General features: G+C 74.5%; 10 protein-coding genes and 1 tRNA gene. 7 read left to right on the forward strand and 4 right to left on the reverse strand.

Annotated features, from left to right (window positions below):
* Window positions 1-42: 42 nt before the first annotated feature.
* Window positions 43-924 (forward strand): ABC transporter permease, encoded by an 882-nt coding sequence (locus IG74_RS0140045; RefSeq protein ID WP_030687684.1) that lies wholly within the window; start codon window positions 43-45, stop codon window positions 922-924.
* On the opposite strand, the gene IG74_RS0140050 is transcribed toward IG74_RS0140045, so the two are convergent.
* Entirely contained in the window at window positions 921-2,585 is a 1,665-nt protein-coding gene (locus tag IG74_RS0140050) for a hypothetical protein (RefSeq protein ID WP_051856387.1), read from the reverse strand. The genes IG74_RS0140045 and IG74_RS0140050 overlap by 4 nt on opposite strands.
* 116 nt (window positions 2,586-2,701) lie before the next feature.
* Entirely contained in the window at window positions 2,702-3,175 is a 474-nt protein-coding gene (locus tag IG74_RS0140055; protein ID WP_030687688.1) for an SCP2 sterol-binding domain-containing protein, read from the reverse strand.
* Window positions 3,176-3,305: 130 nt separating this feature from the next.
* On the opposite strand from IG74_RS0140055, the gene IG74_RS0140060 reads away from it, so the two are divergent.
* Together IG74_RS0140060 and IG74_RS0140065 are read left to right on the forward strand one after the other, a co-directional pair.
* Window positions 3,306-3,932: a TetR/AcrR family transcriptional regulator gene (locus IG74_RS0140060; RefSeq protein WP_051856390.1), complete on the forward strand. Its 627-nt coding sequence runs from the start codon at window positions 3,306-3,308 to the stop codon at window positions 3,930-3,932.
* Between the two features lie 346 nt (window positions 3,933-4,278).
* On the forward strand, window positions 4,279-6,198 hold the full coding sequence (locus IG74_RS0140065; protein ID WP_030687693.1) for an AMP-dependent synthetase/ligase: 1,920 nt from the start codon (window positions 4,279-4,281) through the stop codon (window positions 6,196-6,198).
* A gap of 35 nt (window positions 6,199-6,233) precedes the next feature.
* On the opposite strand, the gene IG74_RS0140070 is transcribed toward IG74_RS0140065, so the two are convergent.
* Window positions 6,234-6,704, reverse strand: a complete 471-nt coding sequence (locus tag IG74_RS0140070) for a MarR family winged helix-turn-helix transcriptional regulator (RefSeq protein WP_030687696.1) — start codon at window positions 6,702-6,704, stop codon at window positions 6,234-6,236.
* Between the two features lie 111 nt (window positions 6,705-6,815).
* On the opposite strand from IG74_RS0140070, the gene IG74_RS0140075 reads away from it, so the two are divergent.
* Window positions 6,816-7,166: an HGxxPAAW family protein gene (locus IG74_RS0140075; protein ID WP_030687698.1), complete on the forward strand. Its 351-nt coding sequence runs from the start codon at window positions 6,816-6,818 to the stop codon at window positions 7,164-7,166.
* A gap of 290 nt (window positions 7,167-7,456) precedes the next feature.
* Complete coding sequence (locus tag IG74_RS0140080) at window positions 7,457-7,804, forward strand: SCO4225 family membrane protein (RefSeq protein ID WP_199818959.1); 348 nt, start codon at window positions 7,457-7,459, stop codon at window positions 7,802-7,804.
* Between the two features lie 68 nt (window positions 7,805-7,872).
* On the opposite strand, the gene IG74_RS0140085 is transcribed toward IG74_RS0140080, so the two are convergent.
* A tRNA-Arg gene (locus IG74_RS0140085) sits at window positions 7,873-7,945 on the reverse strand.
* 308 nt (window positions 7,946-8,253) lie between these two features.
* Here IG74_RS0140085 and IG74_RS0140090 point away from each other — a divergent pair.
* Together IG74_RS0140090 and IG74_RS0140095 are read left to right on the forward strand one after the other, a co-directional pair.
* Window positions 8,254-9,849, forward strand: a complete 1,596-nt coding sequence (locus tag IG74_RS0140090; protein ID WP_030687703.1) for a dynamin family protein — start codon at window positions 8,254-8,256, stop codon at window positions 9,847-9,849.
* A complete protein-coding gene (locus IG74_RS0140095) occupies window positions 9,846-11,762 on the forward strand; it encodes a GTPase (RefSeq protein ID WP_420710027.1) in 1,917 nt (638 codons plus the stop codon). Before IG74_RS0140090 ends, IG74_RS0140095 begins: the two co-directional genes overlap by 4 nt.
* Window positions 11,763-11,801: the final 39 nt, after the last annotated feature.

The raw sequence follows: 11,801 nt of genomic DNA on the forward strand, positions 1-11,801 counted from the left end.
CCACAGGACACCACGGCGGCCCCGGCGGCCGCGCCCGACGGCCTGCCGGACGCGGCGGCCGACGGCTCCCCGCACCCGGGCGCGGCCACCGCGCCCGGCTACCGCCCGGGCCGCACGCTGCCCCTGCGCGTCGAGGCCGTCCGCCAGCTCAAGCGGCGGCGCACGCTCGTCATGGGCGGCATCCTCGCCCTGCTGCCCCTCGTGCTGCTCCTCGCGTTCGCGATCGCCGGTTCGCCGGACGGCCGCGACGACCGGGTGACGCTGATGGACACGGCCACCGCGTCGGGCGTGAACTTCGCGGCGACGTGCCTGTTCGTGTCGGCCGGGTTCCTGCTCGTCATCCCCGTCGCGCTGTTCTGCGGGGACACCGTGGCCTCCGAGGCGGGCTGGTCGAGCCTGCGCTATCTGCTCGCCGCGCCCGTGCCCAGAGCCCGGCTGCTGTGGTCCAAGCTGGCGGTGGGGCTCGGGCTGAGCGCCGCCGCGATCGTGCTGCTCCCAGTGGTCGCGCTGGCCGTCGGCACGATGGCGTACGGCTGGGGGCCGCTGGAGATCCCGACCGGCGGCGTCCTGGAGCCGGGCACGGCCGCGCGGCGCCTCGCCGTCGTCGTCGCGTACGTCTTCGCGTCCCAGCTGGTCACCGCGGGCCTCGCCTTCTGGCTCTCCACGAAGACGGACGCGCCCCTCGGCGCGGTCGGCGGGGCGGTCGGCCTGACGATCGCGGGGAACGTCCTGGACGCGGTGACCGCGCTCGGCGACTGGCGCGACTTCCTGCCCGCGCACTGGCAGTTCGCCTGGGCGGACGTCTTCCAGCCCACTCCGGAGTGGTCGGGCATGCTCCAGGGCACGGCCCTGTCGGTGACATACGCGCTGGTGCTCTTCGCGCTCGCCTTCCGGGGGTTCGCCCGCAAGGACGTGGTGTCCTAGGGCCTGCCGAGGCCGCACAGTTCGCGTTCCGCCCGCACCGGATCGTTCGGGAAGCGGAACGCCGTGCGCTCCAGGGCGCCCCCGACGTTGCGCAGGAAGCGCCCCGCCGTGAGGGGCTCGCGGGTGGCCGCGCGGAGTTCGGCCAGCGGGCCGCAGCCCAGGGCGCGGCGGGCGGCTGCCACCCGCGCCGGGTCCATGCCGGGCGGCAGGTCGCCCGTGCCCCGGTCGGCGACGATCCACTCGTCGGGCAGCCGCTTGTCGTGGCCCACGCGCGCGTGGGCGATGCGCTCGGAGTGGGCGGCCAGCGGATAGGCGAGCCCGATCGGGTCGAGGGCGGCGCCGTCGAGGGGGATGACGGTGCCGTTCAGGCCGAGGGTGGCGTAGGCGCCGGTCACGGCGGGCGCCGCGCCCTCGACGCGGGTGCGGGCCAGGAACAGCGCGGGCGCCCCGACGTGCGCGGCGTGCCGCACCTCGCGCGCGTACGCGGCGTTGCCCCGGAACCCGGCGAAGGTGTGCCGCAGCGGGTGTGCGGCCGCGTTCTGCCGCACGTACACGCCGCGCTCGTCCGCGACGCCGCGCGGCCCGATCAGACCCTCGTACGGGATCCGCAGCGAGGCCGCGCAGACCAGCGCCCACGCCCCGACGCCGACCGTCGTGAGGGTCCACGCGCGCGTGGCGGGCACCACGAACACCGGCAGGACCAGCAGGAGAAGGCCCGGCAGGAACATCCGGGCGTGCATGAAGTCCCCGCCGACCTTGACGACGTACGCCCAGCACAAGGCCCCCGCGACGACGGGCGCGAGCGCGGGCACCAGGGGCACGGCGGGCCCGGGCCGCCCGCCGTGCCGCGCGGGCAGCACGGCGGCGAGCACGAACAGGGCGGGCAGCCACAGCAGATACGGCCCGGCGAAGTCCGCGAGATAGGCGGCCCCGCGCCCCCACAGGCTGGACGAGGCCTCCTTGGTGACGCCGGGCAGCGGCATGAGGTGCCCGTAGTAGCCCATGCGGAAGACCTCGTAGGCGACGGGCAGCGCGCCCGCGGCGGCCGCACCGGCGAGCGCGCCGCGCCGCGAGGGGCGCGCGCTCAGCCACTGCGCGCCGAGGAACACGGCGGACACCAGGGCGAGATCGGGCCGCACGAGCGGCCCGAGGCCGAGGACGAACGCGGTGCCCAGCGCGCGCGGACGGACCACGAGCAGCAGCCAGGCGCCCGCGATCCAGCAGGTGGCGAGCCCCGTCTCCAGGCCGGACGTGGCGAAGTCCCACACGGGCGGAAGCGCGAGCGGCACCAGCGCGCCGAGCGGCAGGAGCGGACCGCCGGACGGCCCCGTGCGCAGCCGCGCCGCGCCCCACGCGGCGAGCGCGAACCCGGCCGCCGTGAGCAGCAGCCCGCCGTACACGGCGGCCGTCACCACGTCGACGCCCGGCAGACCGGCGAGGACGAGCAGCCACTGCCACAGCGTGCCCGTCGAGGCCTCGGCGCGCTCGCCCGCGTTGAACACCGGCCCGTTCCCGGCGAGGACCTGCCGGACGGTCCGGACGTAGATGTGCCCGTCGTCGGACATCCAGCGCCGCTGGTACCCCGCCCAGACGACGGCGAGCGCGGGCAGCAGACAGACGAAGGGCCGAAAGGGCTGCCGGGACCGGACGGGAGCGTGCATGGATGTCATGCACGGTACTTCGGCGCAGGTCAGCGGGTCCTTGAATGGGTCCTTGAAGGGGTTCTGGCCGGGTTCCGGACGGGTTCTGGCCGGGCTTTGACGAGGGACCGGCGCCCTCACGCCTTGGGGATGTCGAAGTACCGGGTGAGCCCCGCGGCGAGCGCCACGTCGCCCACGACCTTGAGCCTGCGGCTCATGAACAGGCCGACGGGGTTCGCGTTGCCGGACACCAGCTTGAGGAACTCCGCGTCGCCCATGACCAGCGTCACGCGCGGTTTCGCCGCCGAGCGCCCCTCGCGGACCGCGCACGCGCCCTCCGCGATGTCCGTCTCGTACACCGCGTCCTCGACGTCCCCGCTCCCCGTGACCTGCCAGCGGATCAGCGCCTCCAGCGAGCCCGCGGCCTCCGGCCTGAACTGCCGTTCCATGCGTGTGAAGACCTCCCGCAGGACGCGGGCGCGCAGCGGGGCGTCCGTCGCGATCGCGTCGATCTCCTTGCCGGAGAGGCCCTTCACGATCCGTGCGAACTCCTCGGGCGTGACACTGGAGAAGTCGAGCCCCGCGATTCCGTCGGCCTTGTCCGTCCCCATCGCAAGCTCCTTACCACGAAGTAAACTTACTGGGAGGTAAGGTAGGCCCGGATCAAGGAGGCTGACAAGGGTGGGCGATACGCCACGGGAGCGCAGGCGGCGCGTTCCGCGCAAGGAGCGCGAGCAGCAGATGATCGACGTGGCGGTCCAGGTCTTCGCCAAGCGGGGCTATCACGCCGCTTCGGTCGACGAGATCGCCGAACTCGCCGGGATCTCCAAGCCGATGGTGTACCTCTATCTCGACTCCAAGGAAGGCCTGTTCCTCGCCTGTCTGCGACGGGAGGCCGACCGGCTGGTGGCGGCGTTCCAGGGGGCGGCCCGGGAGGCGGCGGGCGGCGGGGCCGACGACGGCACGGGCCGGGGCGCGCCCGAAGTCCGGCTGCACGCCGGGCTGCTCGCCTTCTTCGCCTTCGTGGCCGAGCACCGCGACAGCTGGGTGGTGCTCCACCGCCAGGCGTCGGAGCTGAGCGAGACGATCGCGGCCGCCGTCGCCGAGGCGCGCCGCGCGGTGATGGCGCAGGTCGCGGAGCTCGTCCGGGCGGGCATCGAGGAGAGTGCGACGGCCTCGCAACTCACCGAGCGGGACGCCGACTTCGTCGCCCACGCCCTGGTCGGCGCCGCCGACTCGCTCACCGACTGGATGGCCCGCAACCCCGACCAGTCGCCGGAGGGCGTCACCCTGCGCCTGATGAACATGGTCTGGGTCGGGATGGGCCGGGTCCTGGAGGGGGAGGTCTGGGTTCCGGCCCGCGCGTGACACCGGCGGACGGCGCCCGCGCGTGACACCGGCGGACGGCGCCCGCGCGTGACACCGGCGGACGGCGCCCGCGGGTGACGCCCGCGCGGCGCCCTGAGCCTGCCCGCCCCTCCCGGGTCCTCCCCGGACTTCTGCGCGACCCATTGAATTTCCCCTACGCACCGGTAAGTTGACCGAAAAGTAAGTACGCGACGGGCGCGCACCGCACATCAGCGCGCCCGTGCCGCGAGCGCGCCCGTACCGCACGCACCTCCACCGCACGCACTCGTACCGCACGCACCTCCACCGCACGCACTCCTACCGCACGCACCCGCATCCGCACCACGGACACGTACCGGGAGCCGTCATGGGCGTACGCAAGGACTTGAAGAAGGCGCGGCGCCACACCGAGCTGGCCGACCGCGCCAAGGTCGAACTCGTCCGGGACGAACACGGCGTGGTGCGTGAGGCCCGCACGCCCGCCCTCGCCGCGGAGGCCACGCACGGCAGCGCCGCCGACATCCCCTTCACCAACGCCGTCGAGGCCCCCGACGCCGTGGTGCTGCGCCGCAAGGAGGCGGGCCGGTGGCGGCCCGTGACGGCCGCCGCGTTCGCCCGCGAGGTCACCGCCGCCGCGAAGGGCCTGATCGCGGCCGGGCTCGAACCGGGCGGCAGGGTCGCCCTGATGTCCCGTACGCGCTACGAGTGGGCGGTGCTCGACTTCGCCGTCTGGGCGGCGGGCGGCCAGACGGTGCCCGTGTACGCGACGTCGTCGGCCGCGCAGATCGAGTGGATCGTCCGGGACTCCGGCCCGAGCCTGCTCTTCGCCGAGACCGCGGAGAACGCGGCGACCGCGCGGGAGGCGGTCGCGGACCTCGGCGCGCCGCCGGACGTCCGGACGATCGACGACGGCGCGGTCCTCGAACTCGCCGAGCGGGGACAGGAGGTGAGCGACGAGGAGGTCGCCAAGCGGCGCGCGGCGCTCACCCCCGACACCATCGCGACGATCTGCTACACCTCCGGCACCACGGGGCGCCCCAAGGGCTGCGTCCTCACCCACGGCAACCTGCACGCCGAGGCGGCCAACACCGTCGACCTGCTGTACCCCGTCTTCAAGGCGATCACCGGCCAGCAGGCCGCCACGCTGCTCTTCCTGCCCCTCGCCCACATCCTGGGCCGCAGCATCCAGATCGCCTGCATGCTCGCCCGCATCGAACTGGGCCACTGCCCGAGCATCAAGCCGGACGAGCTGCGGCCCGAACTGCGGGCGTTCCGGCCGACGTTCGTCGTCGGCGTGCCGTACCTCTTCGAGAAGATCCACGACACCGGGCGCGCGACCGCGGAGCGGATCGGCCGGGGCGCCTCCTTCGACCGCGCGGAGCGGATCGGCGTGCGCTTCGCCGAGGCGTACCTGAGCAAGTTCCTCGGCACCGGACGCGGCCCGTCCGCCGGGCTCTACCTCGGCTGGGCGCTGTACGACCTGCTCGTCTACCGGCGCATCCGCAAGGAGGTCGGCGGCCGTCTGCGCTACGCCATCAGCGGCGGCTCCCCGCTCGACAAACAGCTCAACCTGTTCTTCTACGCCGCCGGAATCATCATCTACGAAGGCTACGGACTCACCGAGACCACCGCGGCCGCCACGATCATCCCGCCGCTGCGGCCCCGCCCGGGCACCGTCGGCCTGCCGGTGCCCGGCACCGCCGTGCGCATCGCGGACGACGGCGAGGTGCTCATCAAGGGCGGCATCGTCTTCACCTCGTACTGGAACAACCAGGACGCCACCGAAGCCGTCCTGACCGGCGACTGGTTCGCCACCGGCGACCTGGGCGCCCTCGACGAGGGCGGCTACCTCACCATCACCGGCCGCAAGAAGGACATCATCGTCACCAGCGGCGGCAAGAACGTCTCGCCCGCCGTCCTGGAGGACCGGCTGCGCGGCCGCGCCCTCGTCGGCCAGTGCATCGTCGTCGGCGACAACCGCTCCTACATCGCCGCGCTGATCACCCTCGACCCGGAGGCCGTGGCGCACTGGCTGGCCGTCCGCAAGCGCCCCGCGGACACCCCGCAGGCCGAGCTGTGCCGCGACCCGAAGCTCCTCGCGGACCTCCAGAAGGCCGTGGACCACGCCAACGAGGCCGTGTCACGCGCCGAGTCCATCCGCCGCTTCGCGGTCGTGGCGGGGGAGTTCAGCGAGGAGAACGGCCTGCTCACCCCGTCCCTGAAGATCAAAAGGCGCGCGGTGGAGCAGGCGTACGAGCAGGAGATCGAGGCGCTCTACCGCGGCTGAGCCCCCGCGGGCCCGCGCCCTAGTCGCAGGACTCCTCAGTCGCAGGACTCCTCCAGGTACGTGCGCGCGACGGCGCTCGCGCGCGCGGACCAGGCGGCGATCACGGCGATCTCGTCCGGAGTGAAGTCGTCGAACAGCGCCATGAGGCGCGCGTAGTACGGCTCGTAGATCTCCCGCACGCGCCCGGCGGCGGCCGGTACGGCGACGACGCGCACCCGGCGCCGGTCGGCGGGGTCCGGCTGCCGGGTCACGAACCCGCCGCGCTCCAGGCGGTTGAGGATGCCCGTCACCGCGCCCGTCGTCACGTGCGCGCGGGTGGCGAGTTCCCCCGCGGTGACCGCGTCGTCCCCGGCCTGCAGGACGTACGCGAAGCAGATCAGGTCCGTGACGGACAGGCCCAGGTTCCGCGCGAACTCCTGCTGTCCCACGACGCTCGTCGCGACGAGGTCGTCCACCGCGTTGACCACGTCCTGCGCGGACGCGCTGGGGCGGGGCTTGCCCTCCATTGATATCCCTTAGCGCCTAAGATAAATTGCTTACTTGCTAAGGCATCTTACGTCCGATGCCGGTGGCGCGGCCAGGCCGTGCCGTCGGCGGGCACGGGGAGGGCGCGACACGTGAGTACGCACGACGACGGCCACACCATCGCCGGCTGGACCGGCTGCGCGGTCGGCACGGTAGGGGCGCTGATCGCGGGAGTGGGCATCACCGGCTGGCGCCCCGCCATCTGGCTGGGGATCGGCGTGATGGCCCTGGCGGTGCTGGTCACCTGGATCCTGCACCTGGCGGGCTGGGGCAAGGCCCCGGGCCCGCGACCGGCCTCACGACAGCCGATGCGGCTCCGCGACCACACGGCACGCGAGGGCCACCCCGGCTGTGTCGGCTGCCGCCTCGCGGGCCGCCGCGGACCGGCGGGGGCGCCTGCGCGGCGGGAGGACGAGGACCGGGTGGCGCGTTCGGCTGCCTGAACGGGGGCGGTGGGGTCGGCGGTCGTGGTGATGAGGTGGTGGGTTCGGCGGCCGTGGCGGTGAGGCGGTGGGCTCGGCGGCCGTGGTGGTGAGTACGCGTACTCATGCCCGGGGCGGTCTGCCGGGCCACAGTGGGGCTTGCCTCGCCTGGTCCGGTCTGCAGGGGCTGCGAGAGAGCGCTCCCCGGGGGTCGGTCCGCCGGGCTGCGGCGGGGCTCGCCCCGCCCCCGGACCGGTCCGTCGGGGCCGTGGCGGGGCTCACCCCGCCCGGACCGAGCCCGAGGAGCCGTGATGCCGAAGACCTCCCGCCCGCGCCTGCGCCCGCGCCTGCGTCGGCTGCTCGTGCTCGCCACGGACACCTGGCTCGCGCGTGCGTACCTCGCCGTGGTCGCGGCGGCCCTGGGATTCTTCCTGGGCGCCTGGTACGTGGGCCCGGATCCGGGGCTCGCCGGGTTCTACCCGTTCCTCGTCACGGCGCCGCTCGGCATCCTCGCCTTCCTGGCGTCGGTGCCCGCGGAGCACTCCTCGCTCACCTGGCTGAGCCCCGCGGTCTTCGCCGCCGGAACGGCCCTGGCGGGCCTGTGCAACGCCGCGCTCCTCGGCCACCTCGTGCGGGGGCGGCGCCCGCGCCCGGCCTGACCGGGCGGGCGCCCGGCGGCGACGGCGGCCCAGCAAAAAGGCCTTCCCGAAGGAAGGCCGATGAGGTGCGCCCCCGGCAGGACTCGAACCTGCGGCCAAGTGCTTAGAAGGCACCTGCTCTATCCACTGAGCTACGGGGGCCGGGTGGTGGCCGGTGGCCTGGAGCCCGGTGTGGGGCCGGTCCGTGACCTTGCCGGGGACAAGGATAGGGCTCCCGGGTCCTTGTCCCTGGTGCTTCACCTCCGCACCGTGATGTGGAGGTTCGGTGAAGCGGTCCTGATAATCGCAGGCAGGTGCGAATCTCGCAGCGCTTTTGGCGCCTGGCGCCCCGGGTGTTGTGCACTCGTTATGCCTGTGCCCCACTCGTCCCTTCCGTCACGTCTGTCCGATCGGCGCGCAGGCATGCCCATATGCTTCAGAAAGACGTCAAAGTTGGGCATTCTTCGCATGTGGTGACCTTGGACGTACGGCCTCAACTGCTTGACGCGCTTTCCACCCTGCGTGAGCGTGTCGCCGCCGCACGCTTTCCGCTCCCCCTGGCGGGGGCGCCACGCGCGCGTGCCAACCGGGACGAGCTTCTCGCCCAGCTCGACGACTATCTGGTGCCCCGGCTCAGGGCCCCCGAAGCGCCGTTGCTCGCCGTCGTCGGCGGGTCCACGGGGGCCGGCAAGTCGACGCTCGTGAACTCCCTGGTGGGGCGTCAGGTCAGCGAGGCGGGCGTGCTGCGGCCCACCACGCGCACGCCGGTCCTCGTGTGCCATCCGGAGGACCATCACTGGTTCGCGGGCATGAGGGTGCTGCCGGACCTCACGCGCGTGTGGGTGCCCCTGCGGGAGGGCGACGAGGGGGCGGAGGACGCCCGGCTGCTGCGCGTGGAGACCGCCGACACGCTCCCCAGAGGGCTCGCCCTCCTGGACGCGCCCGACATCGACTCCCTCGTCGCCGACAACCGCGTCCTGGCCGCCGAACTCATCTGCGCCGCGGACGTGTGGGTCACCGTCACCACGGCCGCCCGCTACGCCGACGCCGTGCCCTGGCACCTGCTGCGCACCGCCAAGGAGCACGACGCCACCCTCGTCACCGTCCTCGACCGCGTGCCGCACCAGGTCGTCACCGAGGTGTCCCGGCAGTACGAGGCGCTGCTCACCAAGGCGGGCCTCGGGGACGTGCCCCGCTTCACCGTGCCCGAGCTGCCCGAGTCCGCGGGCGGCGGCGGACTGCTGCCCTCGACCGCCGTGGCGCCGCTCCTCGCCTGGCTCGCCGACCGCGTGCAGGACACCGCCGCCCGGGAGGCGGCGATCGCCCGCACCGCCCACGGAGTGCTCGGCTCGCTGAACTCGCGCATGCCCGAACTCGCCGGCGCCGTCGCCGCCCAGCACGCGGCTGCCCTGCGGCTCACCGCCGCCGTCGACGAGGCGTACGAGAGCGAGCACGCGCGCGTACGGGAACGGCTCCAGGCGGGCGCCGTGCTCGCTGGAGACGCGCTGAAGCGCTGGCGGGCCTATCCGCTCGACTGCGGCCCCGGAGAGCTCTTGGACGCCGTCTCGGCCGGTCTGGAGACGCTCCTGGTGTGCGCCGTCACCGCCGCCGACGAGCGCGTGGACGAGGCCTGGCGCCGCGAACCCGCCGCCGGGCTCCCCAGCCTCGCCCCGCGGCGCGACGAAGGCGCGGAGCACCGCATCGGGATGGCCGTGCGCCGCTGGCGGCGCGTCCTGGAGGAGTACGTCGAGGACGAGGTCCGCGCGCTCGACCGCATCGACAAGAGCGCCCCGCCCGACCCCGACGTGCTCTCCGCACTGCTCGCCACCGCCCTCCTGGGCGGACGCCGGGCGCGCTCCGCCGGGGAGACCCTCGCCGAACGCGTCGGCGCCCACGGCGCGCTGCGCCTGCGCGACCGCGGCGGCCAGCTGCTCACCGAGTACCTGGACACCGTCCTCGGCGCGGAACGGGAGCGGCGCCTCGCCCCCCTCGACGCGCTCGGCGTCCACCCCGAACCCCAGGCCGAACTCATCGCCGCGCTGTCCGTACTGCAGAAGGAGAGGTGACCGCGGTGACCGCCGTCACGGATCACACCGACCACGCCGACCGGCCCGACGACCGGGCCTCCCGCGCGCGGGAGGCCGACGGCATCTGGGACGACGGCCTCATCGCACGGCGGGCCGCCGGAGCGGGTGGCAACGGGACCCCCGGGGACGACGATGCGACGGGCGCGGACTCTACGAAGACGGGGGAGCACGGCGCGACGGGGGACGGCGGACCGGCCGCGGAATCCCCGTACGAGAAGCCCTCTCCGTACGACAAGTCCTCCGGCTACGACAACGACGGCCCCTACGAGGCTGCCGCTGAGGCGACCGTCCTCTACGAAGGGCCGCTGCGTGCCCGCCTCGACGCGCTGCGGGAGCTGATCGGGCTCTCCAGGACGCGGCTCGACAGCGCGACGCTCGCCGAGGCGGGGCGCGTCCTCGACGAGGCCGCGGCCCGGCGGCGGCTGTCCGACCGGCACACCGTCGTCGCCATCGCCGGAGCCACCGGAAGCGGCAAGTCGACACTGTTCAACGCGCTCGCGGGCGTGATGATCTCCGAGACCGGCGTGCGCAGGCCGACCACGGCCGCGCCCATCGGGTGCAGCTGGACGGACGGCGCGGCGGGCCTGTTCGACCGGCTCGGCATCCCGGGGCGGCTGCGCAGAAGGCCCCTCCAAGGAGCCGACGCCCAGGCCCTGGAAGGGCTCGTCCTCGTCGACCTGCCCGACCACGACTCGGCGGCCGAGGACCACCGGCGGCACGTGGACCGCATCCTCAGGCTGGTGGACGCCGTCATCTGGGTCGTCGACCCGGAGAAGTACGCCGACGCGGTCCTGCACGAGCGCTATCTGCGGCCCATGGCGGGCCACGCCGAGGTCATGTTCGTCGTGCTCAACCAGACGGACCGGCTCCCCGGGGACGCCGCCGACCAGGTCCTCGACGATCTGCGCAGGCTCCTCGACGACGACGGCATCGCGCTCGGCGAGCACGGCGAACCGGGCGCCACGGTGCTCGCCCTGTCCGCGCTGACCGGCGACGGCGTCGGTGACCTGCGGGAGGCGCTCGGGCAGTTCACGCGCGAGCGGCGTGCCGCCGCGCGCCGCGTGGAGGCGGACCTGGACGCGGCGGCCGCGCGCCTGCGCCCGGTGTACGCAGCCGAGGCGGGGCCCGCCGTCGGGCGGGGGCGGGTCGGGCTCAGCGAGGAGGCCCGGGACGAGTTCGCCGACCGGCTCGCGGAGGCGGTGGGCGCCACGGCCGTGGGCCAGGCCGCCGAGCGCGCCTGGCGCAGGCACGCCAACAAGGCGTGCGGCACGCCCTGGCTGCGGCTGTGGCGCTGGTACGAGGCGCGCCGCTCGCCCTTCGGCTCGATCGTCGCGCCCGTGACGCGCGCCCCCGTCGACGAGGAGGCCACCGCACGCGCGCGCGTGGAGCACGCCGTGCGCACGGTCGCCGACGAGGCGGCCTCGGGCCTTCCCGTGCCCTGGGGGCAGGCCGTGCGGGAGGCGGCGGCACGCGGCGCCGAGGGGCTGCCGGAGGCCCTGGACGAGCTGGCCGTGCGGGCCGGGCTGCCGCAGGGGCGCCCGCCCCGGCCGGGCTGGTGGCCGGTCGCGGTGTTCGCGCAGGCGGTGATGACGCTGCTCCAAGTCGTCGGCGGGCTCTGGCTCGTGGCGCAGATCGTGGGGGTGGCGACGCCGAACCTGGGCGTGCCCGTGCTGCTGATGCTCCTGGGCGTCCTGGGCGGCCCCGGCGTGGAGTGGCTGAGCCGGATGGCGGCGCGCGGCCCCGCGCGCCGCTACGGCTCCGATGCGGAGCGCCGACTGCGGGAGGCGGCGTCGGGGTGCGGCCGGGCGCGGGTGCTCGATCCGGTGGCGGCGGAGCTGCTGCGGTACCGGGAGGTGCGGGAGCAGTACGTGCGGGTGGCTCAGCGGGGGTGAGGGGGCGCCACGGGTGAGCTACCGGGGGGGGCGGGGGGC

It is taken from the genome of Streptomyces sp. NRRL B-1347 (assembly GCF_000720325.1).
Taxonomy (GTDB): domain Bacteria; phylum Actinomycetota; class Actinomycetes; order Streptomycetales; family Streptomycetaceae; genus Streptomyces.

Excerpts from the sequence above, each read along its gene's own strand:
- IG74_RS0140070 (WP_030687696.1), bottom strand. The coding sequence starts at position 6,704 with ATGGAGGGCAAGCCCCGCCCCAGCGCGTCCGCGCAGGACGTGGTCAAC.
- IG74_RS0140055 (WP_030687688.1), bottom strand. The coding sequence starts at position 3,175 with ATGGGGACGGACAAGGCCGACGGAATCGCGGGGCTCGACTTCTCCAGT.
- IG74_RS0140050 (WP_051856387.1), bottom strand. The coding sequence starts at position 2,585 with ATGCACGCTCCCGTCCGGTCCCGGCAGCCCTTTCGGCCCTTCGTCTGT.
- IG74_RS0140065 (WP_030687693.1), top strand. The coding sequence starts at position 4,279 with ATGGGCGTACGCAAGGACTTGAAGAAGGCGCGGCGCCACACCGAGCTG.
- IG74_RS0140080 (WP_199818959.1), top strand. The coding sequence starts at position 7,457 with ATGCCGAAGACCTCCCGCCCGCGCCTGCGCCCGCGCCTGCGTCGGCTG.
- IG74_RS0140060 (WP_051856390.1), top strand. The coding sequence starts at position 3,306 with ATGATCGACGTGGCGGTCCAGGTCTTCGCCAAGCGGGGCTATCACGCC.